This is a genomic window from Bacillus paralicheniformis (genome assembly GCF_002993925.1).
Taxonomy (GTDB): Bacteria; Bacillota; Bacilli; order Bacillales; family Bacillaceae; genus Bacillus; species Bacillus paralicheniformis.
Window position 1 is genome coordinate 306,147 of record NZ_CP023665.1, and the last position, 22,686, is coordinate 328,832.

20 protein-coding genes are annotated in these 22,686 nt (G+C 45.5%); 17 read left to right on the forward strand and 3 right to left on the reverse strand.

Going from position 1 to position 22,686, the window contains the following annotated elements; translation table 11 throughout:
• Positions 1–11 precede the first annotated feature (11 nt).
• Entirely contained in the window at positions 12–1,340 is a 1,329-nt protein-coding gene (locus CP943_RS01760; RefSeq protein WP_025810837.1) for a sensor histidine kinase, read from the forward strand.
• Positions 1,341–1,346: 6 nt separating this feature from the next.
• A complete protein-coding gene (locus CP943_RS01765) occupies positions 1,347–2,282 on the forward strand; it encodes a DNA-binding domain-containing protein (protein WP_020449988.1) in 936 nt (311 codons plus the stop codon).
• Positions 2,283–2,324: 42 nt separating this feature from the next.
• Here CP943_RS01765 and CP943_RS01770 read toward each other — a convergent pair whose 3' ends face one another.
• From CP943_RS01770 to CP943_RS01780, 3 genes are all read right to left on the reverse strand, one after another.
• A complete protein-coding gene (locus CP943_RS01770; protein WP_020449989.1) occupies positions 2,325–2,861 on the reverse strand; it encodes a GNAT family N-acetyltransferase in 537 nt (178 codons plus the stop codon).
• Positions 2,862–2,954: 93 nt separating this feature from the next.
• Positions 2,955–4,760, reverse strand: a complete 1,806-nt coding sequence (locus CP943_RS01775; RefSeq protein ID WP_105980671.1) for a BlaR1 family beta-lactam sensor/signal transducer — start codon at positions 4,758–4,760, stop codon at positions 2,955–2,957.
• Position 4,761: 1 nt separating this feature from the next.
• Positions 4,762–5,148 carry a BlaI/MecI/CopY family transcriptional regulator gene (locus CP943_RS01780; protein ID WP_020449991.1) on the reverse strand — a complete coding sequence of 129 codons (387 nt, stop codon included), beginning with the start codon at positions 5,146–5,148 and terminating at the stop codon, positions 4,762–4,764.
• 364 nt (positions 5,149–5,512) lie between these two features.
• On the opposite strand from CP943_RS01780, the gene blaP reads away from it, so the two are divergent.
• The 15 genes from blaP to CP943_RS01855 all read left to right on the forward strand — a co-directional run bounded on the left by blaP (position 5,513) and on the right by CP943_RS01855 (position 22,612).
• Entirely contained in the window at positions 5,513–6,436 is a 924-nt protein-coding gene (gene blaP, locus CP943_RS01785) for a class A beta-lactamase BlaP (RefSeq protein ID WP_023857755.1), read from the forward strand.
• 342 nt (positions 6,437–6,778) lie between these two features.
• Positions 6,779–8,530: an alkaline phosphatase D family protein gene (locus CP943_RS01790; RefSeq protein WP_020449993.1), complete on the forward strand. Its 1,752-nt coding sequence runs from the start codon at positions 6,779–6,781 to the stop codon at positions 8,528–8,530.
• Positions 8,531–8,551: 21 nt separating this feature from the next.
• The gene (locus tag CP943_RS01795) at positions 8,552–8,764 is read left to right on the forward strand and encodes a twin-arginine translocase TatA/TatE family subunit (RefSeq protein ID WP_020449994.1); all 213 of its coding nucleotides are present in this window, start codon (positions 8,552–8,554) and stop codon (positions 8,762–8,764) included.
• 75 nt (positions 8,765–8,839) lie between these two features.
• Positions 8,840–9,574, forward strand: a complete 735-nt coding sequence (gene tatC / locus CP943_RS01800) for a twin-arginine translocase subunit TatC (protein WP_105980672.1) — start codon at positions 8,840–8,842, stop codon at positions 9,572–9,574.
• Positions 9,575–9,768: 194 nt separating this feature from the next.
• A complete protein-coding gene (kdgD, locus tag CP943_RS01805; protein WP_020449996.1) occupies positions 9,769–10,695 on the forward strand; it encodes a 5-dehydro-4-deoxyglucarate dehydratase in 927 nt (308 codons plus the stop codon).
• Positions 10,696–10,715: 20 nt separating this feature from the next.
• On the forward strand, positions 10,716–12,182 hold the full coding sequence (gene gucD / locus CP943_RS01810; RefSeq protein WP_105980673.1) for an alpha-ketoglutaric semialdehyde dehydrogenase GucD: 1,467 nt from the start codon (positions 10,716–10,718) through the stop codon (positions 12,180–12,182).
• 40 nt (positions 12,183–12,222) lie between these two features.
• Positions 12,223–13,599, forward strand: coding sequence for an MFS transporter (locus tag CP943_RS01815; protein ID WP_020449998.1), 1,377 nt, complete (start codon positions 12,223–12,225; stop codon positions 13,597–13,599).
• 37 nt (positions 13,600–13,636) lie between these two features.
• Positions 13,637–15,004, forward strand: coding sequence for a glucarate dehydratase (gudD, locus tag CP943_RS01820; RefSeq protein ID WP_075212969.1), 1,368 nt, complete (start codon positions 13,637–13,639; stop codon positions 15,002–15,004).
• Between the two features lie 106 nt (positions 15,005–15,110).
• Positions 15,111–15,812 (forward strand): FadR/GntR family transcriptional regulator, encoded by a 702-nt coding sequence (locus CP943_RS01825; RefSeq protein ID WP_154495802.1) that lies wholly within the window; start codon positions 15,111–15,113, stop codon positions 15,810–15,812.
• Positions 15,813–15,900: 88 nt separating this feature from the next.
• Positions 15,901–17,427, forward strand: a complete 1,527-nt coding sequence (gene garD / locus CP943_RS01830; protein ID WP_033155080.1) for a galactarate dehydratase — start codon at positions 15,901–15,903, stop codon at positions 17,425–17,427.
• A gap of 311 nt (positions 17,428–17,738) precedes the next feature.
• Complete coding sequence (locus CP943_RS01835) at positions 17,739–18,449, forward strand: lipoprotein YvcA (protein ID WP_199792118.1); 711 nt, start codon at positions 17,739–17,741, stop codon at positions 18,447–18,449.
• A 1-nt stretch (position 18,450) separates the two neighbouring features.
• Positions 18,451–20,373, forward strand: a complete 1,923-nt coding sequence (locus CP943_RS01840; RefSeq protein ID WP_025810827.1) for a DUF6792 domain-containing protein — start codon at positions 18,451–18,453, stop codon at positions 20,371–20,373.
• 15 nt (positions 20,374–20,388) lie between these two features.
• The gene (locus CP943_RS01845; protein WP_020450003.1) at positions 20,389–20,742 is read left to right on the forward strand and encodes a hypothetical protein; all 354 of its coding nucleotides are present in this window, start codon (positions 20,389–20,391) and stop codon (positions 20,740–20,742) included.
• Between the two features lie 252 nt (positions 20,743–20,994).
• Positions 20,995–21,675, forward strand: a complete 681-nt coding sequence (locus CP943_RS01850) for a response regulator transcription factor (RefSeq protein ID WP_095323705.1) — start codon at positions 20,995–20,997, stop codon at positions 21,673–21,675.
• A 1-nt stretch (position 21,676) separates the two neighbouring features.
• Positions 21,677–22,612 (forward strand): sensor histidine kinase, encoded by a 936-nt coding sequence (locus tag CP943_RS01855; protein ID WP_035337350.1) that lies wholly within the window; start codon positions 21,677–21,679, stop codon positions 22,610–22,612.
• The last annotated feature ends 74 nt before the right edge of the window (positions 22,613–22,686 follow it).

Genomic DNA, 22,686 nt, shown 5'->3' on the forward strand with positions numbered 1-22,686 from the left:
GGAGGATCAGCATGATGGGTGGAAATTGGGGAAGCGTGATGAAGCAGGCGGCCCGGCTTGTAAAGAAAGACGGCTATATCTTAACAGTGATGATGTTAACGGTGCCGCTCGCAGGAGAGCTGAAGTTCTATCCGTTGAACGAGACCTTCCGGGTCAGCTTCGGCGTTCCAACTTTTTTCTTTCTTTTGTTGCTGCTGCGGAATGTCCCGGCTGTGCTGTCCGGCTTTTTAACGGGAGCGGCCGTCGTCGGGTTTCGGGTGCTGCTTGATGCATTCGGCCCGGGGCAGATCGATTGGTTGTCATCCTTTTATCACCATTATCCGACTTTTTTCTTTTATTTCACATATGCGTTTCTATTCTACTTGGCAAAAGTGAAGCGATTTCAATTTCGCCCGCTCTACATCGGGTTTCTGGGCTTCGGAATTGAACTGATTGCCGATGGAGCCGAACTGGTTGTTCAATATATGATGTTCGAGTCTACCGTCACCCCGGGAAAGATCCGCGACATGATGGCGATTGCTTTTTCCCACAGCTTTATTGTGCTGAGCTTTTTTAATGTCATGAAGCTGTATGAAACGCAATCGCGGGAAAAGCAGATCCGTGAACAAAATGAGCACATGTTGATGATCGTTTCAAATTTATATGAAGAAACCGTTCATTTGAAAAAGACGTTGAAGAATACTGAAGAGATTACGAACGAATCCTATCAGCTGTACAGGCTCTTAAATAGACAGAGCGATAACAATTCCTCTGTCCGGCAGATCAGCCAGAAGGTGCTGCGCCTCGCCGGTGAAATCCACGAGGTCAAAAAAGACAACCAGCGCATTTTCGCCGGGCTTTCAAAACTAATTTCGAAAGAAAGCTTCAGAGACTACATGGCGGCAGAAGATCTGGTCCGGCTTGTGACCGGCATTAATCGAAAGTATGCCGAATCGCTCGAAAAAGACATTGACTTTCATTATTCGATAGGCGGAGAACATCCAAAATACCACGTGTATACTGTATTATCCGTGATTAATAATATTATGGCAAATGCGGTGGAAGCGATTCAAAGACAGGGCTCCATCCGCCTCAGCCTCTATAGGCGCGCCGATGACATGCTGGAATGCCGCGTGGAAGATGACGGACCGGGCATTCCAGAGAAAGTCGGGGATGTGGTGTTTGAGCCGGGATACACGTCAAAATATGATGAATTCGGAACCCCTTCAACCGGAATCGGTTTGTCTTATGTGAAGGAAACTGTCGAGGAGCTCGGGGGGAGCATTCGATTTCAGAGTGATGCAAGCGGTGTTGTGTTTACGATCAGACTTCCGGTCCAACAATTGATTCAGAAAGGGTGAAGGCCTGTGCGTTTTTTTATTGCAGATGATGACCGTGCTGTGCGATCGATTTTAAAACAAATCATTGAAGACGAAGATTTGGGAGAAGTGGCCGGAGAAGCGGAAGACGGCTGCGATTTGGAAGGCCACGTCCTGAATTTGCAGCAAATTGATATTTTGTTTGTCGATCTTTTAATGCCGCTCCGCGACGGAATTGAGACGGTTCGTCATTTGTATGGCGCTTTCTCAGGGAAAATCATCATGATTTCCCAGGTGGAATCGAAGGAAATGATCGGTGAAGCCTATTCTTTGGGGATTGAATATTATATACATAAACCGATTAACCGCATTGAAATCTTGAACGTCATTCAAAAAGTCAAGGAGCGCATCGAGCTGGAAAGGTCGATCCATGACATACAATCTTCGCTGAACCGGCTCGTGAGTCTCGGCAGCGGACGAAAAAACGGCTTTAGGGAAAAAAGCATTCAGGAAACGGGCGAATTTCTTCTTTCTGAACTCGGAATCGTCGGGGAGAGCGGGTCCCAGGATTTACTCGCCATCCTTCAGTATTTGTTTGATGATGAACAGACTTCATTATATGAAAAGGACTTTCCGCCGCTCAAACAGATTTTTCATCAGATTGCCGAGCAAAAGCTCGGGCCGGCTGCTTCACCCGTGGAGATCAACAGGGAGATTAAAGCGTCCGAGCAGCGGATACGGCGGGCGGTCAGCCATTCGCTAAACCATTTCGCATCACTCGGTTTAACAGATTTTTCAAATCCGCGGTTTGAAAGCTATGCGTCCCGTTTTTTTGACTTTACTGTCATCAGCAAAAAAATGAAAGAGCTGCAGAAAGACTCTGCCGCCGCCTTGCCGTCCGCCCGCGTCAACACGAAGAAATTTATTCAGGTTTTCTTTTTGGAAGCCAAGCGGTTGAGCGAAAGCGCCGGAAAAAGGGGTTAAAAAGAGCTTCCTCACCTTAGAGGAAGCTCTTCTGCATGCCGGTTACCCAGCGTATTCTCTTTTCAGCAGCGAAAACATGTATACGTCAATCAGTCTTCCTTTCGCTTTCTCGTAATCTCTTAGCAGTCCTTCCTTTTGAAAGGATAACGAGTTGAGGAGTTTGATTGAAGGCGTGTTTTCGGGCTCTACCTTCGCTTCGATCCGGTTGAGGTTCAAGCTTGTAAAGCCGTAGTCGATCAGCTTTTGAACAGCTTCGGAAGCAAAGCCTTTTCCCCAATGATTTCTCCCTAAGTCATAGCCGATTTCAGCTCTGCCGTTTTCCTGGTCGATCATATTAAAACCGCACGTCCCGATGACTTCATCCGTTTCTTTCACAATGATTGAAAAGCGGTTTGCCTGCCCTTCAAGGCTTAAATCATTGATCATTTGGATCATGTCCCGCGCCTGTGAGACGTCTGTAAAAGGCGTGATATTCATATATTTTGTGACTTCCGGATCTGACCAGTATTGACAGAGGACATCTGCATCTTCCAATTCCATTTTTCTCAAAGTCAATCTTTCTGTATAAAGGGTTTCCATGTTCTTGCCTCCAAGTTCCGTATTATTAGGAATGTGAAAGGACCATTCATCGATTTGCGCATCATTCATGTTCATAGAATAAAAAGTAAACTGTTATCGGGAAACGGAGGGATAAATCCCTTTTTTATCTAAAATGGAAAGTGCAATTTCGGCAGCGGAGCTTCCGGCAGCCCGTTTTTCACCTTGAATATGAACAGCAAAGAAAAAAGTATTATCGGCAGTTTCTACATACCCGATAAACCAACCGGCATGGAGTTCCCCGTTGATTACCGAGGTTCCGGTTTTACCGGATAAAACCCTGCCATTTGATTCTTCTAAACGTATAGAATCTTTCACAGTTTCAATATTAGACTGTTTAAAATCAAATTCGTTATCATAAAACTTTTTTAATATATTGACCTGTTCAAGTGGAGAAATTTGAAGAGAGCCATCCAGCCAATAATCGGCCGGGACTGAAAAATCCTCATTTCCATAATGTATAGATTTGAGATAATGACGTAAATGATCCTCCCCAATTTGCCGGTCCAATTTTTGAAAATACCATGTTGTGGAGCTGCTCATCGCAGAGAATAAATCCTGGTCTTGATTCCATTCTTTATACGGATATTGAGTCCCATCCCAAGTCATGTGAGAGTCGTTCTTCGTGATGATCCCGGATTCCAGTGCGAGCAATGCGCTAAACACCTTGTAGGTGGAAGCAGGTGCGAATCTGGAGGTGCTTTCTTTCCTATTGTATATTGTATACTTTTTCCTATTAGAATTAAACAGTACAAAGCCCCCTGAGGCTGAAAATTTATCAAAAAAAGTGCTGTAATCTTCGTATTCTACATTGGTGCCGGGTAAAAAGCGTGTTTCTTTTTGCATGGCCAATATAGACACAGAAGGAGTACCGGCTAATATGGCCCCAAGAACAAGAGTGAACACTAAGGCGCTTTTCGCCTTTAGCAAAGGTGATGCCGTCTGAAAGTTGACAACTGTAACAATCCGTCTTTTGATATGTTTGTATGAGCTGCTGAATTCAGAAGCGGCTAACAAAGACGATGTTCTTTGCTTAATTGAAGTGAATTTTAAAATCACCTCGCCATATTTGAGGTGCAATTTTTTATCAAGCGTTTTTAATACGGCAAAGTCGCAAGAAATCTCCATCTCCGTTTTCGCTTCCTTTGATAAATACCATACGAGAGGATTAAACCAATAGACGATTTTCAACAGGCAAAGAAAATAGTTGATAAGCATATCTTTTCGTTTGCAATGGTACAGTTCATGAAGCAAAACACATTTCATTTCGTCGGCTGAAAACATTGAAATATCTTTTGGCAAGATAATATATGGACGAATGACCCCAAATGTAATGGGGGATTTTATCAATGGGGAACGGCCCAAAATGACTTTTTGATGAAAGCGTATTTCCTCTTTACATGTGTGAAAAAGGGATAATAGCTCTTTGTTGTTAACAATTTGCAGGTTCTTTTTTATTTTGCCGATTTTTAGATTGCTATAAAGAGTAGCCAAAAGCATAACGGCAACGCCCAATATCCAAACTGCGAAAAAGGCTGGATCTATCATTTTGGAAGACGATTGTTCAATCGACATCGAAAAGTCCTGCACCCAGTTTACATGTTGGCCGATTGCTTCTGTCGTCTTGTCTGTGGAGTTGGATTGGGATAATGCCGATTGAGCTCCTCCTAAATTCAGAATCCAGTCAAAATGATGGCTTTTTAGAAAATGAAAGGGGATAAAAGGAGCGATCAATGCCAAAAGAGAAATCACGCTAATATAATAGTGGGTGCCTACAGTGATTTGAGTCCTGAGCAGTTTTTTAATGAGTATGATGATAGAAAAAAACAGAGACAATAGAATTTGACTAACCAAAAAGGGAATAAAGAAAGAACTGCTCATTTCATTCCTTCTTTCTGTTCTTATGTTCTTCTAATATTTGATACAATTCATTAATTTCTTCACCTGACAGCTGATCATTCTCCAAAAAGTTTAATACCATCGAATTAAGAGTTCCATTGTAAAACCGGTTTAAAAAACTGTGACTCTTAACCTCTATATAATCACTTTCGTCTATATTTGGTGTGTAAACGAAAACCCGTCCTTCTTTATGGTGGTTTAATGCGCCTTTTTTAATGAGGCGCAGCAGCATGGTTTGGATGGTTTTAGGGCTCCATGTACTGGTTTTGGATAACTCTTTAATTACCTCATTGGTATTGATCGAAGAATGCTTCCAGATGACTTTCATCACTTCTAATTCCGCATCAGAGATTTGAGGTATTTTTTTCATTTTAATCATCCTATACTTACAAATGTAATACTCTCATTATAGGTTTGCCATTTTAAGAAGTCAATTTAACTGGAGTGAACATGCAGTTTCTGCATTTTTAATTCCATCACTTCCCTCCGTTCATTTGTCCCCGGTGGAAACGAGGTCATCATTTCCTTCCGAAAAAACGGTTGCATTTAAATCTTACATATGTAATACTTTCAAAGACTACATTTGTAAGATTTGATGTTTGAGTCGGCTGAAAGATCGTACGTACCAATTATTGTTTCGTGATCGTTCAAGCCATAACACTGTAGGGATAGTGGAAAGAGTGCTTCATCTGGTTACGATCAATCAAATATTCAAACGGAGGGAGACGATTTTGATGAAATTATGGTTCAGTACTTTAAAACTGAAAAAGGCTGCAGCAGTGTTGCTTTTCTCTTGCGTCGCGCTTGCAGGATGCGCTAACAATCAAACGAATGCCTCGCAACCTGCCGAGAAGAATGAAAAGACGGAGATGAAAGATGATTTTGCAAAACTTGAGGAACAATTTGATGCAAAACTCGGGATCTTTGCATTGGATACAGGTACAAACCGGACGGTAGCGTATCGGCCGGATGAGCGTTTTGCTTTTGCTTCGACGATTAAGGCTTTAACTGTAGGCGTGCTTTTGCAACAGAAATCAATAGAAGATCTGAACCAGAGAATAACATATACACGTGATGATCTTGTAAACTACAACCCGATTACGGAAAAGCACGTTGATACGGGAATGACGCTCAAAGAGCTTGCGGATGCTTCGCTTCGATATAGTGACAATGCGGCACAGAATCTCATTCTTAAACAAATTGGCGGACCTGAAAGTTTGAAAAAGGAACTGAGGAAGATTGGTGATGAGGTTACAAATCCCGAACGATTCGAACCAGAGTTAAATGAAGTGAATCCGGGTGAAACTCAGGATACCAGTACAGCAAGAGCACTTGTCACAAGCCTTCGAGCCTTTGCTCTTGAAGATAAACTTCCAAGTGAAAAACGCGAGCTTTTAATCGATTGGATGAAACGAAATACCACTGGAGACGCCTTAATCCGTGCCGGTGTGCCGGACGGTTGGGAAGTGGCTGATAAAACTGGAGCGGCATCATATGGAACCCGGAATGACATTGCCATCATTTGGCCGCCAAAAGGAGATCCTGTCGTTCTTGCAGTATTATCCAGCAGGGATAAAAAGGACGCCAAGTATGATGATAAACTTATTGCAGAGGCAACAAAGGTGGTAATGAAAGCCTTAAACATGAACGGCAAATAAAAACATTGCGATGAATCCGTCAAAACATCATCTTACATAAAGTCACTTGGTGATCAAGCTCATATCATTGTCCGGCAATGGTGTGGGCTTTTTTTGTTTTCTCTCTTTAAAGATCATGTGAAGAAAAACGGGAAAATCGGTCTGCGGGAAAGGACCGGGTTTTTGTCGAAATCATAGGCGAATGGGTTGGATTGTGACAAAATTCGACACATCTATTGGCGGTGCGACTTGATGGACCATCAACCGCGTCCCTCCTCCTGTTTACAATACTTTACAGTTCATTAATAAACTCTGCCTATAATAGAACCCGATCAATCATTTGTATAGAGAGGGGTAATACGAATGACACATGAAGGACCGCTGGAGGAATGGATGAAAAAGCTGAGCGAGGAAAGCCTCAAGGACAATACGTTTGACCGCCGCCGTTTTATTCAAGGGGCCGGCAAAATAGCCGGGCTTTCGCTCGGACTTGCAATTGCGCAATCGATGGGGGCAATGGAAGTCAATGCAGCACCGACATTCTCCGAATATCCGTTTACACTTGGCGTAGCATCGGGAGATCCGCTTTCTGACAGCGTCGTGTTGTGGACAAGGCTGGCGCCCGATCCGCTAAACGGGGGCGGGATGCCGAATGAAGCTGTATCCGTGAAATGGGAGGTCGCGGAAGACGAACGCTTCCGCCGTATCGTCAAACGGGGAACCGAAAAAGCGACACCGCACCTTGCACACTCGGTACATGCTGAGGTATCCGGACTGAAACCGAATCATGTGTACTATTACCGCTTTAAATGCGGCAGCCAGCTGAGCCCCGTCGGCAAGACAAAAACGCTTCCGGCGGCAGGGGCAGATGTTGCTACATTCACATTCGCTTTTGCTTCATGCCAGCAGTACGAACACGGCTATTATACCGCCTATCAGCATATGGCGAAGGAAAAGCTCGATCTTGTGTTTCATCTCGGCGACTATATTTATGAGTACGGTCCGAATGAATATGTTTCAAAAACAGGCAATGTCAGGACACACAGCGGTCCTGAAATCATGTCGCTGCTTGATTACCGAAACCGCCATGCCCAATACCGTTCAGATGCAAACTTGAAAGCCGCGCATGCCGCCTTCCCGTGGGTTGTCACATGGGACGACCATGAAGTGGAGAACAACTACGCGAATGTCATCCCTGAAAAAGGCCAGTCAGTAGAAGCGTTTATTAAACGGCGCGCCGCCGCATACCAAGCTTATTACGAGCATATGCCGCTCCGCCGCAAATCCCTGCCGAACGGTCCTGATATGCAATTGTACCGGAATTTTTCCTACGGAAATCTGGCGGACATTAGCGTGCTTGATACCCGTCAGTATCGCGATGACCAAGCCAATGGAGATGGCAATAAGCCTCCTTCTGATGAATCGAATGATCCGAAGCGGACGTTGCTTGGAGCCGAACAGGAGGCTTGGCTGTTTGACAACCTGAGTCGTTCCGGGGCGCACTGGAACATTATCGCACAGCAGATTTTCTTTGCGCAATGGAACTTTGGGACAAGCGCGGCGCCGATTTACAGCATGGATTCGTGGGACGGATACCCCGCTCAGCGCAAGCGGGTGATCGACTTCATCAAATCTCAAAAACTGAACAACATCGTCGTCCTCACCGGTGATGTGCATGCCAGCTGGGCAAATAACCTGCTCGTTGACTTTGACAATCCAAAATCGGACATCTTCGGTGTGGAATTCGTCGGGACGTCGATTACATCTGGAGGAAACGGCGCTGATAAAAGAGCGGATACGGATAAGATTTTATCGAACAATCCTCATATAAAGTTTTTCAATGATTACCGCGGCTATGTGCGCTGTACGGTCACACCGGAAGAATGGCGGACAGATTACCGCGTGGTCCCATATGTGACAGAACCGGGTGCCGCGATTTCGACAAGAGCTTCCTATGTTTATCATAAAGACTACACAGGGCTGAAACGTACCGCTTCCAACATTGTGCCTGGAGGCGTGAAGAAGTCAAACGAAGTCGAAGAAGACCGTTTCCTCGCACATACAAGAGCCCATCAGAAGCAAGTGAAGCAAAAGGAGAAAAAAGTAACCCAGTAATCAATGAAAGGATGACAACAAATGCTTTCAAATATCGGTATTCCTGGTCTCATCCTGGTTCTGGTAATTGCGCTGATCATTTTCGGGCCTTCAAAGCTTCCGGAAATCGGGCGGGCTTTTGGAAAAACGCTGACCGAATTCAAAAGCGCGACAAAGTCTTTAGTATCTGCCGATGACAATGAGATCGGACAAGAGACTAATGTGAAAAAGCAAAGCGATCCATCGGCAAAATAGATGATCAATAGAGCGGGCGGGTAAACCCGTCTGTTCTTTTTTTCTGTTTAGCATGTGAAGGGGAGGAAGGCGAAGGTGAAAAAAAGGGAAACACATTTGATTGCCCATCTTGAAGAGCTGCGCCAGCGAATCATTAAAACGCTTCTCACGTTTATTCTGTTTCTCATCACCGGCTTTTTGTTTGTTCAGGACATTTATGACTGGCTGATCAGAGACCTTGATGAAAAGCTTGCTGTACTGGGGCCGGGGGATATTCTTTGGGTATATATGATGATTGCGGGGGTGCTGGCGGTCGCAGCCACCATACCGGTAGCCGCTTTTCAGACATGGCGGTTTGTGGCGCCTGCGCTGACCGACCGCGAACGGAGGGCGGCATTATTTTATATTCCGGGGCTGTTCACTTTTTTTATTTTAGGGATTGTATTCGGTTATGTTGTGCTCTTTCCGCTCGTTCTTCAGTTTTTAATCGGATTATCCGCCGGCCATTTTCAAACGATGTTTACGGCGGAGCATTATTTTCGCTTTATGATGAACCTGACACTGCCATTCGGGTTTTTGTTTGAAATGCCCCTCATCGTGATGTTTTTAACGAGCCTCGGGATTTTAAATCCGGCCAAGCTCAGTAAAATGAGAAAAATTTCTTATTTTTCGCTGATCGTCGTATCAGTTGTGATCACGCCGCCCGATTTTATCTCGGATGTGTTGGTGATCGTCCCGCTGCTTGTATTATACGAATTAAGCATCTCTTTATCGGCATTGATTTACCGGAAAAAAACCGCTGTGCAACCAGGGGCTGAGGCCCAAGGCTGAAGACGGACCGTGTCTTCAGTCTCTTTTTTTTTGCTTGAAATAAAAAAATCAGAAAATAATGATATTGACAATTTGTTTATTTGTCTTACAATTAAACAAAAAGATGAATGGAGGGATTTTCTAAAACAGAAACATCGCATTTCAACTGAATGATAACGCTTTCTCAGGAAATGAACGACAGGGGGATGACGGAGATGAGTCAATTACGAAAGGCGCCGGAAGGCATATTAGGTTTCCCGGTGGCACCCTTCAACAAGGAAGGAAAACTGGAGGAAGAAGCACTTTACGAAAACATCCGCTTTTTATTGGATGAAGGGCTTGAGGCGGTTTTTATCGCTTGCGGCTCAGGAGAATTTCAGTCTCTCAGCGCAAAGGAATATGAGCAAATGGTCGAAATTGCCGTCTCGGCGGCGGGCGGGAAGGTGCCTGTTTACACAGGAGTGGGCGGCAACTTGAGCACCGCTTTGGAATGGGCGCGGATTTCCGAGGAAAAAGGGGCTGACGGCTATCTGATTCTCCCGCCATACTTGATACACGGAGAGCAGGAAGGCCTCTATCAGTATACGAAAACAATCATTGAAAGCACGGATTTAAACGCCATCATTTATCAGCGAGACAATGCGGTTTTGACACTTGAACAGATTCAGCGGCTGACCGATCTCGAGCAGCTTGTCGGGCTCAAAGACGGCATAGGGGATATGGCGTTGAATATCAGTTTGTCGTATACGATAGGAGACAGGCTGGGCTGGCTCAACGGAATGCCGATGGCTGAAGTCACGATGCCGGCCTATGCTCCGATTGGCTTCACGTCGTATTCTTCGGCGATATCCAATTATATTCCTCATATTTCAAGGATGTTTTATGAGGCATTATTAAACGGCAACGACCAGCTTGTCAAAGAGATTTATGAGCATGTCATCATGCCGATTAACGAGATCCGCAAACTTCGGAAGGGCTATGCCGTGTCTTTGATCAAAGCCGGTATGGAAATCATGGGCCTTCATGTGAAAAACACGGCGAGACCGCCGATCGTTCCGGTGGAAAAAGAACATTGCCGGCAGCTCGAAAACATTCTGAAAAACGCGATGGGGCGTTATCCGAAAACGACCGCTGCCCTATAAACAAAAGGAGGAATTTGAAGATGTCTGTTGCAGCTGAAAATAAAACGTATTTTAACTTTATCAACGGCCGCTGGGTGAAGGCTGAATCGGGCGGGATGGAACAGAGCTTGAACCCGGCAGATACACGGGATATCGTCGGGCTTGTGCAAAAATCTTCGATTGCGGATATAGACCGGGCGGTTGAAGCGGCCAAGCAGGCCAAAAAGGCTTGGAGAAAGCTGTCGGGAGCGGAGCGCGGTCAATTTCTTTACAAGGCCGCTGATATCATGGAACAGCGCCTCAATGAAATTGCCGAGTGTGCGACGCGTGAAATGGGGAAAACACTGCCTGAAGCAAAAGGAGAAACAGCGCGGGGAATCGCGATTCTCAGATACTATGCCGGAGAGGGAATGAGGAAAACGGGCGATGTGATTCCCTCCACCGACACATCCGCTTTCATGTACACCGACAGGGTGCCGCTCGGTGTCGTCGGCGTCATCTCGCCTTGGAATTTTCCCGTTGCCATCCCGATTTGGAAAATGGCGCCTGCCCTCATCTATGGAAACACGGTCGTCATCAAGCCGGCTACAGAAACCGCAGTCACCTGCCTTAAAATTATCTCGTGCTTTGAAGAAGCAGGGATTCCGTCAGGCGTGGTCAATGCGGTGACAGGGCCGGGATCATCGGCCGGCCAAAGGCTTGCCGAACACCCGGATGTGAACGGAATTACATTTACAGGGTCGAACCAAACCGGAAAAATTATCGGCCGGACGGCGTTTGCAAGAGGGGCGAAGTATCAGCTTGAGATGGGCGGCAAAAACCCGGTGATCATAGCAGATGACGCCGACCTTGATAGTGCGGTTGAAGCGGTCATCAGCGGAGCGTTTCGGTCGACGGGTCAAAAGTGTACGGCGACAAGCCGCGTCATCGTCTTAAACGGTGTTTATAACCGGTTTAAAGAAAAGCTGCTTCAACAAACAAAAGAAATTACAATCGGCGACAGCTTAAAAGAAGATGTCTGGATGGGACCGATTGCGAACAAACAGCAGCTTGACAACTGCCTGTCCTATATTGAAAAAGGAAAGCAAGAAGGAGCGGACCTCATTTTCGGCGGCGATAGGCTGGCAGATGGAAAATACGAAAACGGCTATTATATCAGGCCAGCCATTTTTGACAATGTCACTTCCGGCATGACGATTGCCCAAGAAGAAATTTTCGGCCCGGTCATCGCATTAATCAAGGCGGATACACTTGAGGAAGCTTTGGAGACGGCCAATGACGTCAAATTTGGCCTGAGCGCCTCCATTTTTACGCAAAACATCGGCCGGATGCTGTCATTCATAGATGAAATTGAAGCGGGGCTCATTCGCGTCAACGCCGAAAGCGCCGGTGTCGAACTGCAGGCGCCATTCGGCGGCGTTAAACAATCGAGCTCGCATTCACGGGAACAGGGGGAGGCAGCAAAAGAATTTTTTACAGCTGTGAAAACCGTATTTGTCAAACCGTAAATCAATCGTTTCGGTACAAATGAATAAAGGAGAAGATGCTATGAAAAAAAATCGTGCAGCCTCCCCCCATACCGCGGGGAAAAGAAGTTCTGTCCGCTGGTTTGTCGTGTCTATGCTGTTTCTCGTCACATCCATTAATTATGCCGACCGTGCGACACTCTCGATCGTCGGCGATTCTGTGCAGCATGAGCTTGGGCTGAGTTCGGTGGCAATGGGGTATGTCTTTTCCGCATTTGGCTGGGCGTATGTTGTCGGCCAAATTCCCGGAGGCTGGCTGCTCGACCGCTTTGGGTCGAAAATCATCATCGCCGCCAGCATCTTCTTTTGGTCATTGTTTACCCTTTTGCAGGGAACGCTTGGCTTTTTCGCCGCGGGAACGGCCGTTATCCTTTTATTTGCGCTCCGGTTTCTCGTCGGTCTATCAGAAGCGCCGTCCTTCCCAGGCAACGGCCGGGTGGTGGCTTCCTGGTTTCCAAGCTCTGAACGCGGAACAGCATCGGCGATCTTCAACTCGGCGCAGTACTTTGCACTTGTCATTTTTTCACCGCTGATGGGGTGGCTCGCCCACTCATTCAGCTGGCATACGGTTTTTGTCATTATGGGTGCTCTGGGGATTGCGATGTCGTTTATTTGGCTGAAAACGATTTACGAACCCAAAAAACACCCGAGAATCAATGCCGCCGAACTGGCGTACATCGAAGAAGGCGGCGCGCTTGTCTCGATGGATGAGGGAAAGAACGCGGAAAAGAAGGAAAAGGAGTCCCAATGGCCTTACATTAAGCAGCTTTTAAGAAGCCGGATGCTGCTCGGGGTGTATATCGCCCAATACTGCATCACAACGTTGACCTATTTCTTTCTGACCTGGTTTCCGGTCTATCTCGTTCAGGCACGCGGCATGTCGATCCTTGAAGCGGGTTTTGTCGCATCGCTTCCTGCAATCTGCGGATTTTTAGGAGGATTGCTGGGCGGGTTCGTGTCAGACTTCCTTTTGAAAAAGGGCTGCTCGATAACGGTTGCCAGAAAAACACCGATCATCCTCGGCATGCTGATGTCCTGCTCGATGATCGTATGCAACTATGCAGATTCATCTTGGCTGGTCGTTTCCATCATGTCGCTTGCCTTTTTCGGAAAAGGATTTGGCGCGCTGGGCTGGGCGGTTGTGTCAGATACCTCGCCAAAGGAGTGTGCCGGCTTGAGCGGCGGCATCTTCAACACCTTTGGAAATATTGCGTCCATCACGACACCGATTATCATCGGATATATCGTGAATGCGACAGGCTCATTTAACGGAGCGCTTGTGTTTGTCGGTGCCAACGCGATTGCCGCGGTATTAAGTTATCTGTTTCTCGTCGGGCCGATCAAGCGCATCGAACTGCAGAAAGAGGAAGACCCTGCGGACACCACTTTATCCACATGAAATGTAAGCGCTTTAACAAGAGGGAGGCTAAATCGATATGAATACAAACATTCATCAGCATGTAAAAGAGGAGCAAGCATCGCAAACACCGTCAATTGCTGATATGCAGGTCATACCCGTGGCAGGGCGCGACAGTATGCTTTTGAATTTAAGCGGAGCTCACGGCCCCTTTTTCACACGGAATATCGTGATTTTAAAAGATTCATCAGGCGCTCTCGGTGTCGGCGAAGTTCCGGGCGGCGAACGGATCCGCCAGACGCTGGAGCAGGCGAAGCCGCTTGTCATCGGTCAGCCGCTCGGCGCTGTTCAATCGATTTTGCAGTCTGTCAGGCGTCGTTTTAAAGACCGGGATGCCGGAGGACGCGGGATGCAGACCTTTGACCAGCGGACGACAATACACGCAGTGACCGCATTGGAAGCGGCTTTGCTCGATTTGCTCGGGAAATTTCTCGGCGTCCCTGTAGCGTCGCTCTTGGGGGAAGGCCAGCAGAGGGAAAAAGTGAAGATGCTCGGCTATTTGTTTTACATCGGCGACCGAAAGCGCACAACGCTTCCCTATATTAGTGAGCAAGAGGCAAGTGACGATTGGTTCCGCCTCCGCCGCGAAGAAGCGTTGACACCCGGGGCGATCGTCCGTCTTGCTGAAGCAGCTCAAGAACGATACGGTTTTCATGATTTTAAATTAAAAGGCGGCGTCCTTTCGGGAGAAGAAGAAATCGAGGCGGCATCCGCTTTGGCAAAACGGTTTCCCGAGGCGAGAATCACCCTTGACCCGAATGGCGCGTGGTCATTGGAAGAAGCGATTGCGCTTTGTAAGGGAAAACGGGATGTGCTCGCCTACGCGGAAGACCCTTGCGGAGCGGAAGCCGGATACTCGGGTCGGGAAATCATGGCCGAATTCCGCCGTGCGACAAGCATTCCGACAGCGACGAATATGATTGCGACAGACTGGCGGCAAATGGGGCACGCGATACAACTGCACGCTGTTGATATACCGCTGGCAGATCCGCATTTCTGGACGATGCAGGGATCTGTCCGCGTTGCCCAAATGTGCCATGAATGGGGGCTGACGTGGGGTTCTCACTCCAATAACCATTTTGACGTCTCATTGGCCATGTTCACCCACGTTGCCGCAGCAGCTCCCGGCGACATCACGGCGATTGATACGCATTGGATTTGGCAGGATGGACAGCGTCTGACAAAACAGCCTTTTTCAATTGCTGACGGATATGTCCAAGTTCCTGATCAGCCGGGGCTCGGCATTGAAATCGACATGGAACAGGTGGAAAAAGCAAATGAACGGTATGAGAAAATGAAAGCAGGCGAGCGGAATGATGCCGTTGCCATGCAGTTTTTGATTGAAAATTGGCGTTTCGACCCTAAACGTCCTTGTCTTGTTCGTTAATTGCGGAAACAGCGGTTTGAGAGGCCCCTAGCCGACATTGTCATACGCGATATTTTGTCTTACAATATGAACAACTGAAAGGGGGCCCACAGTCGTGGAAGAAGATATGGAAACATTGCAGGTCGAATCAGTCAATCGCAAGACATTGGCGAAACAGGTTGTAGAACGAATCGTCCATTTATTATCAAGCGGCCAATTGAAACCGGGGGACAAACTGCCGACGGAGATCGAGCTCATGGAAAAGCTGAATGTGAGCAGACCCGTTCTCCGCGAAGCTTTAATATCACTCGAAACGCTCGGAATTATTAAAAGAAAAACCCGGGACGGCACGTATTTTAATGATAAAATTGGCATCCAGCCGTTTTCTGTCATGCTGGCTTTGGCGGTTGATAATTTGCCGGCCATTATTGAAGCGAGGATGGCGCTGGAACTCGGGCTTGTCACGATCGCCGCAGAAAAGATCAATGACAGTCAGCTCGAAAGGCTGCAGGAAACGATCGATATCATTGCAAACAGCACGGATAATCATTATGGAGAAGCAGATAAAGAATTTCACCGGATTATCGCTTTGAGCGCGAACAACCCGGTGCTTGAGGGCATGATTCAATCACTCTTGATCACACACGCCAAAATCGACAGCCAGATTCCATACAGGGAAAGGGACCGGACTGTCGAATATCATACGAATATTTTGAAAGCCCTTCAACAAAGGGACCCATATCAAGCCTATCACCATATGTATGAGCACTTAAAATTTGTACGTGACAAAATACTGAATGGTCTTCGTGATGAAAAAAACAATCATTAAGTTGTTTGACAGCGCTTTCTAACATGTGCCGCAGCGGGAGAAGGGCTGTGGAAAGGCGCTGATCGAAAAGGGGAGTTGATCAATACTTATGCTTGTCAATCAAACTGAAACCCCGCTGTACATTAAGGTGAACGAAAAAGACAATACCGCAATCATCGTCAATGCCGGCGGACTGCCGAAAGGGACGGTGTTTCCTTGCGGGCTTAAACTGCAGGAGCGGATACCTCAAGGTCATAAAGTGGCTTTAACGAACATTACACAGGGCGGAGCCGTTATTCGCTACGGTGAGGTTATCGGCTATGCCGTCAAACCAATCGAAAAAGGCGGGGGGATTTCCGAGTCGCATATCATGCTTCCGGAAGCTCCGCCGCTCGATGAACTGCCCATCGCCAACAAAGTTCCAAAACCCGCTCCCCCTCTTGAAGGGTACACATTTGAAGGATACCGGAATGAAGACGGGAGCGTCGGCACGAGAAACGTGCTTGGCATTATGACAAGCGTGCAATGCGTCGCAGGCGTTCTCGATTACGCAGTTAAACGAATTAAAGAGGAACTGCTTCCAAAATATCCGAACGTTGACGGTGTCGCTGCATTAAATCATCAGTACGGCTGCGGTGTGGCGATTAATGCGCCGGAAGCCAAAATCCCGATCCGAACGATTCAAAATATCGCCAGACACCCTAATTTCGGCGGGGAAGCGATGGTGATCGGACTCGGCTGCGAGAAGCTCCTTCCGACGAGGATAGAGCCGGAAGGAGACGCTGAAAACATTCTTTCATTGCAGGAACGGCGAGGGTTTGAGCAAATGATACAATCGATTATGGAAATGGCCGAAGAGCGCTTAAAAAGGCTGAATGAACGGAAGCGGACAACATGTCCCGCTTCAGACCTGGTGATTGGCCTTCAGTGCGGTGGCAGCGACGCTTTCTCAGGAGTGACCGCAAACCCCGCGGCGGGATATGCGGCCGACTTACTCGTCCGGGCAGGGGCCACGGTTTTATTTTCGGAAGTCACCGAAGTCCGCGATGCCGTTCATCTCTTAACACCGCGCGCTGTCAATGAAGAAGTCGGCCGCGCCCTGATTCGGGAAATGGCTTGGTATGACCGCTATCTGGAAAGAGGCGAATCAGACCGAAGCGCCAATCCGTCGCCAGGGAACAAAAGGGGCGGGCTGGCAAACGTGGTTGAGAAATCGCTCGGCTCGATCGCGAAATCGGGAAGCAGCCCGATCAATGCCGTACTCGCGCCAGGTGAAAGGGCTGTACAGAAGGGACTCACTTTTGCAGCGACACCTGCAAGCGATTTTGTATGCGGCACCCTGCAACTGGCTTCGGGCATGCATTTGCAAGTATTTACAACCGGAAGAGGAACGCCGTACGGCCTTGAAATGGCTCCGGTTATGAAAGTGGCAACCCGGCAGTCATTATCAGAAGATTGGCGCGATTTAATCGACGTTAACGCCGGACGGATCGCAACAGGTGAAGCTTCAATAGAAGAAGTCGGCTGGGAAATTTTCAGGACGATCCTTAACGTCGCAAGCGGAAGGAAAACATGGGCGGAACATTGGGGGCTCTCCAATGACTTGTGTTTGTTCAACCCCGCGCCTGTGACTTGATCGAAAAGCACCTTGATAAGGTGCTTTTTTAATTGTGAACTCGTTTTTAACAAGAAGTATAAAGTGGTTCTTTTTTCATATTTCCTCTTTGGTAAACTAAACCGCAGTACCTTTCGGAGCCTTGGCGCATCAACCATACTGCCTGTTTTTTCAGAGGGCCGGCATACGATTTGCAGGGTGGGGATTCTTATTTCCTATTTATCTAATTTATTCCATGTTGTAACATAAAAAAGTATCATTTTCAAGCATGTCATTCGCATTAAAATGAAGTGCTTGCAGCTTAACTTAAAAGCCCTTGGAGGTTTAATAAAATGAAAAAGATGATGATATTGTGTTTTTCTATAATACTAATCTTTACAGGAGGATGCAGTATGAACGACAGCCAAAACGGCAAGAACGGCAATCAAGAAGAAGCGGTCAAGCCGAAAGATATGGACCCGAAAGACCTCCCGCGGGTTCCGGCGTTCCAGGATGAGAAAACAAGAGAATACATGGCATCAACAAAGGAAGTCGAGCCGGGCTATTATTTGCTTGAGTCTAAACTGAAAGGGTTTACGATGTTGTTTCCGGAGGATGGGGAGTATGATGACAATTTATCCTCTCTCGGAAAAGATGAAGAGATAATCTCTTTTTATAGCTACGATGAAAAAACGAATGTTTCTCTTAATGCTTCTGTAGAATATTACCTAAATCAATCTTTCATCAATAATCCAAATGAAATGTTAGAACAAGTGAGGGAGGAAAATGGATATAAAGGACAATTTGAAAAGTTCCAGGAAAAAGATAAGGATATTTATTTTGCGTATATGAAAACTGTTCACGACGATACAAATCAAAAAAATAATGAGACTCATTCCTATATTGGTTATATAAATAAACAGAATTATGTTGGTATACAATTTACATTTGACTTTACTTGTCTAAAGAGTTCTAAACCTTGTAAACTTGATGTTGATTCTGCTGAAAAGAAAGCTAAGAAGTTAGTCAAATCCATCGTATTTTTAACTGATAAGGAGAAATAGGATGGCAACTAAAAATATATTTGAAAATGAAAATGTGAAACTTCGTATTATAAACTTGGAATACAGCTATAAAAATAGGTTTGCTTCAAATAATCCAAATGAAGTGAAAAAAGCTAAAGACAATTTTGAGGCAGATGTTCGAAGAATTTATAAAGAGGAAACAAATCATGAACTTCCAGAAAATATTGAGATTTTTACGTCAAAAGAAATTCTAGAACATAGTAAGGATAAAACAATCAGTCAATCAGGCTATGATGGAACAGCTATTCATATAAAGGATAAGACAAAACATATCGATCAGCTCCACATTATTTCCGAGGGCAGCGCCGATAATGAAGATTGGAAATATAATTTCTTTGGATTGTTTTTGGGAATGGATAACAGACAATATAAGGCTACAAGGGAATTTTCAAGGGCCTCCAAGAGAAAAGTTGGTAACTCTAAAGAGTTAAAAACTTATGCTATGGGCCATTCTCTCGCAAACAATAACCAAGTTTTAGTGCAGTTAGTAAATGGTGAATTTGATGAAGTTTATGGTGTAAATGGGGCCCAAATAAGTGTAGATCATTTATTATTGATTGATAAGAAAATGGCAAGGGAACTAAGAAAGAAGTATCAAGTAAACGATTTATCAACAATCCCAAAAAACAAACTCAAAAAAGCCATCATCAAATACTACAACGACAAAGGCGTCACAGCCAACATCACCCAGCGTATTTCCAGTGACGATCCGCTCTACGGTGTCAGCGGGAAGGCTGATTTTATTACGTTCGGCGATGTGAAGATGACGAACACACACCCGGATATAAAAGGATTCCGAAGTGTCATTGATCATATTCCTGATGAAGATGTGAGCAAACTGAAAGGGTACTTTCAAAAATATGCTGCTGATTATCGAAAGGGCGGCATTCAGGGTTTTGCTATGGAAGCAATCGGCGTAGATATGGATTTTTTAAACGGAATAATGAATGAAGAGGGTACAGCTCAGCAAATAGCATATTGCTTGAAACATCCGGCCCGCCTCTTGAATATGGTGGGTGCACTTGATAAAAAGCTGCCAGAGTTTAAAGCATTTTTTGCGAAAGTCAAGGCCTACAGCGGCCCTGTTCTCAATCAGCTTGAAGCAAACGGTTATATTGATGAAGCGAAAAAAAAGACCATTCAAAAAGACGTTGCCGAAGTAGAGCGACTGACAGGAAGGCTTGACGTTTTATATGAAAAGATCAAATTTCTTGTCGACTGGAAGACTGTCATATTTACTCTAAATAATAGACAACTCTCTCAATCACTAATGAAAAATTTAATCGAATTTTATTCAACTTATAAAGCATTGGAAGAAGCCTTAGGCAAACTGGATCAAGACACAAAAGACCTTCTCAATCTTATTGGCGAAGGCCACAGCATCACCCCGCTTCTAAACGCCCTATCCAAAAAGAAAGGCATCAGCTACAAAGGAGGAGACATCTATTTTTCTAAGAAAGGTAAGGACGGAAAAGAGATAAAGGTCAATCTGTCATCTGCCATCAGGATTTACCAGGCGGGGATGGCTGCCATTTCAAAGATTGAGGCTGAAATTGAACGCTACCAACGTGTTTTCCACCATGAAATCCACGATCATTTCGCAATTAAAAAATCTGAGTTGACAAAAGCCATTCATGACATGGAAGCCAATCCTTCCCGCTACCAATTCGACATTCAGTTCAAGCTCGCCTCAGGCTTCGCCGGATCAAACGGAAAGCTGAATAAAATCGTCGTCCACGACTCGTACCACACGGCCCCGCTTCCTCAGTGCGACGGCGTCGTCAGCGAATTAAAAAAACAAACCTCCAGCAAAAAGAAATTTGTAAAAAGCATTCGCGCCAGCATTGAAAAATTGTTCGATGAAGATGAGCAAATTTCGGCGCTGTTTGATTTTAAGGCATAGGGGAGGGGGATTAAGATGGTAAAACCGTTATTGGAGGAAACTGAAACAGTTTCAGCGACATATATGTTTTTAAGCAGTATTTCAGCAAAGGATAAAGCGGCCCGGCTGAACGCGCCGCTGAAAAGCGTTTTAAAAGAACTGAAAGAATTTGATAAAGTGCTAAAAAGCGAAATCGAAGGGCAAAAAGGTATGATGATCACGAAAATTAAAGAAGAATTAGATCACAAAAGTGAAAACCGCAAAACCGTCATCACCCGGATGAAATCAGACAACGAGCAGTTTGCAAACAGTTATCATGACATGATTGAAACTTTGCGGAAGCAAAACGTAACACTTTACTATAAAAAGAATAAGCCCCTTGATCAATAAAAGATGACCCCTGACATCAGAGGTCATTTTTTTGTTCCAATGACTTGTGTTTGTACAACCCCGCGCCTGTGACTTGATCCGTGTTAGTGGGAAAGTAGATTGGTATCCGTCAATAGATCCGGAAGCTACAAGAGGATTCAACTAGAAATATAAATAATTTTTGTAAAAAACACACGTTTTTCAATTACAATGAGTGTAATTGCACGTGTGTTTTTATGTTGAAAAGGATAGGTGAACAAGATGCAGCGCATATTGCTTATTGAAGATGATCATTCGATCAGTGAAATGGTCGATCATTATTTAACAAAAGAAGGGTTTGAGGTCGTGCTTGCTTTTGACGGAGAAGAGGGCGTTCGCTTGTTTCAGCAGGGCAATTATGATGTGATTCTGCTCGACATCATGCTTCCTAAACTGAACGGGATGGATTTTCTGAAATTGATCCGTGAACAGAGCAAGGTCCCGGTTTTAATGATTTCTGCAAAAGACGGGGATGTCGATAAAGCGCTGGGGCTGGGTTTTGGTGCGGATGATTATATTGCCAAGCCGTTTTCGATGATCGAACTGACTGCAAGAATAAAAGCCGCCATTCGGCGCGCAACGCAGTATTCCGCCAGTGAGCCGGCAAATCAAAAACTAGTACGTATTCACGAGCTTACGATTGATATAGAAAATGTATCCGTACAAAAAAATGGTGAACCGCTTCAGCTGACATCAACGGAATGGAAGATGCTGACCTTGTTTGTGACAAACCCTAAAAAAGTATTCACAAAAGAACAAATCTATCGTTCGGTTTGGAATGAGGATTATTTTGGCGATCAAAATATTATTAACGTCCATATGAGGCGCTTGAGGGAAAAGATAGAGGATGATCCTTCCTCTCCGCAATATATTAAAACGCTTTGGGGCATCGGTTATAAATTAGGAGAGTTTTAGCATGACAATGTTATGGATTGGCATGCTGATGATTTTGGCGTCTCTCAATATCGTTCAATATAAAATGAAAAAACAGCGGGACCAAAACTTGAAGTACATCACGGAAAAGCTCAGTATGATGCTAAATGAGCAGGCGGCTGATCAAATTTTATTAGGAACGGATGATAAAGTACTGCGGGATCTGCTCGTGCAAATGAACCTGTTTGTTGAGGAGCGTCAACGCATAACAGCCCGCTTTGCAAAAACGGAGCAGTCAATGAAACGAATGCTGACCAATATGTCCCATGATCTGAAAACCCCGCTGACTGTTGTGCTCGGATATATCGAGGCGATTCAAAATGACTCGGATATGGCGGAAGAAGAGCGTGAAAGGCTGCTGGAAAAACTTTATCAAAAAACAGGAGAAATCATTCAGCTGATGAATTCTTTCTTCGACTTGGCCAAACTCGAATCAGAAGATAAGCAAATACTGCTCACGAAAATACATATCAACGAAATATGCAGAAAAAACATTCTCCAACACTATGATGCCGTTCAGGCAAAAGGTTTTAAAGCTGTCATCGACATCCCGGATACCCCGGTTTATGCACATGGAAATGAAGAAGCGCTTGACCGGGTTCTGCAAAACCTTTTATCAAATGCGATTCAATATGGTGCAGATGGAGAGCTGATCGGATTGTCCCTTACATATGATGACACGCAGATTGTTATTACGGTTTGGGACCGTGGGAAAGGGATTGGCGAGTATGATCAGCAGCGGGTGTTCGAAAGGCTGTACACCCTTGAGGAATCGAGAAATAAAGCGTTCCAGGGAAGCGGGCTCGGCTTAACAATTACAAAAAGGCTCATTGAGAAAATGGGAGGGGACATCTCTCTCCTAAGCAAGCCGTATGAACGGACAGCGTTTTCCATCACGCTAAAACGAATGACCTATTAGCAAACGTAAGAATTTCTTAAGAAACAAGAAATAAAAAAGACAGCGTCCATCGCTACAATAGACACATAAGAAAG

What these genes read in the sequence shown, in the direction of transcription:
- CP943_RS01760 (WP_025810837.1), top strand. Translation starts at nt 12, where the DNA reads ATGATGGGTGGAAATTGGGGAAGCGTGATGAAGCAGGCGGCCCGGCTT.
- CP943_RS01770 (WP_020449989.1), bottom strand. Translation starts at nt 2,861, where the DNA reads ATGGAAACCCTTTATACAGAAAGATTGACTTTGAGAAAAATGGAATTG.
- CP943_RS01775 (WP_105980671.1), bottom strand. Translation starts at nt 4,760, where the DNA reads ATGAGCAGTTCTTTCTTTATTCCCTTTTTGGTTAGTCAAATTCTATTG.
- CP943_RS01780 (WP_020449991.1), bottom strand. Translation starts at nt 5,148, where the DNA reads ATGAAAAAAATACCTCAAATCTCTGATGCGGAATTAGAAGTGATGAAA.
- blaP (WP_023857755.1), top strand. Translation starts at nt 5,513, where the DNA reads ATGAAATTATGGTTCAGTACTTTAAAACTGAAAAAGGCTGCAGCAGTG.
- CP943_RS01790 (WP_020449993.1), top strand. Translation starts at nt 6,779, where the DNA reads ATGACACATGAAGGACCGCTGGAGGAATGGATGAAAAAGCTGAGCGAG.
- CP943_RS01795 (WP_020449994.1), top strand. Translation starts at nt 8,552, where the DNA reads ATGCTTTCAAATATCGGTATTCCTGGTCTCATCCTGGTTCTGGTAATT.
- kdgD (WP_020449996.1), top strand. Translation starts at nt 9,769, where the DNA reads ATGAGTCAATTACGAAAGGCGCCGGAAGGCATATTAGGTTTCCCGGTG.
- gucD (WP_105980673.1), top strand. Translation starts at nt 10,716, where the DNA reads ATGTCTGTTGCAGCTGAAAATAAAACGTATTTTAACTTTATCAACGGC.
- CP943_RS01815 (WP_020449998.1), top strand. Translation starts at nt 12,223, where the DNA reads ATGAAAAAAAATCGTGCAGCCTCCCCCCATACCGCGGGGAAAAGAAGT.
- gudD (WP_075212969.1), top strand. Translation starts at nt 13,637, where the DNA reads ATGAATACAAACATTCATCAGCATGTAAAAGAGGAGCAAGCATCGCAA.
- CP943_RS01825 (WP_154495802.1), top strand. Translation starts at nt 15,111, where the DNA reads ATGGAAACATTGCAGGTCGAATCAGTCAATCGCAAGACATTGGCGAAA.
- garD (WP_033155080.1), top strand. Translation starts at nt 15,901, where the DNA reads ATGCTTGTCAATCAAACTGAAACCCCGCTGTACATTAAGGTGAACGAA.
- CP943_RS01835 (WP_199792118.1), top strand. Translation starts at nt 17,739, where the DNA reads ATGAAAAAGATGATGATATTGTGTTTTTCTATAATACTAATCTTTACA.
- CP943_RS01840 (WP_025810827.1), top strand. Translation starts at nt 18,451, where the DNA reads ATGGCAACTAAAAATATATTTGAAAATGAAAATGTGAAACTTCGTATT.
- CP943_RS01845 (WP_020450003.1), top strand. Translation starts at nt 20,389, where the DNA reads ATGGTAAAACCGTTATTGGAGGAAACTGAAACAGTTTCAGCGACATAT.
- CP943_RS01855 (WP_035337350.1), top strand. Translation starts at nt 21,677, where the DNA reads ATGACAATGTTATGGATTGGCATGCTGATGATTTTGGCGTCTCTCAAT.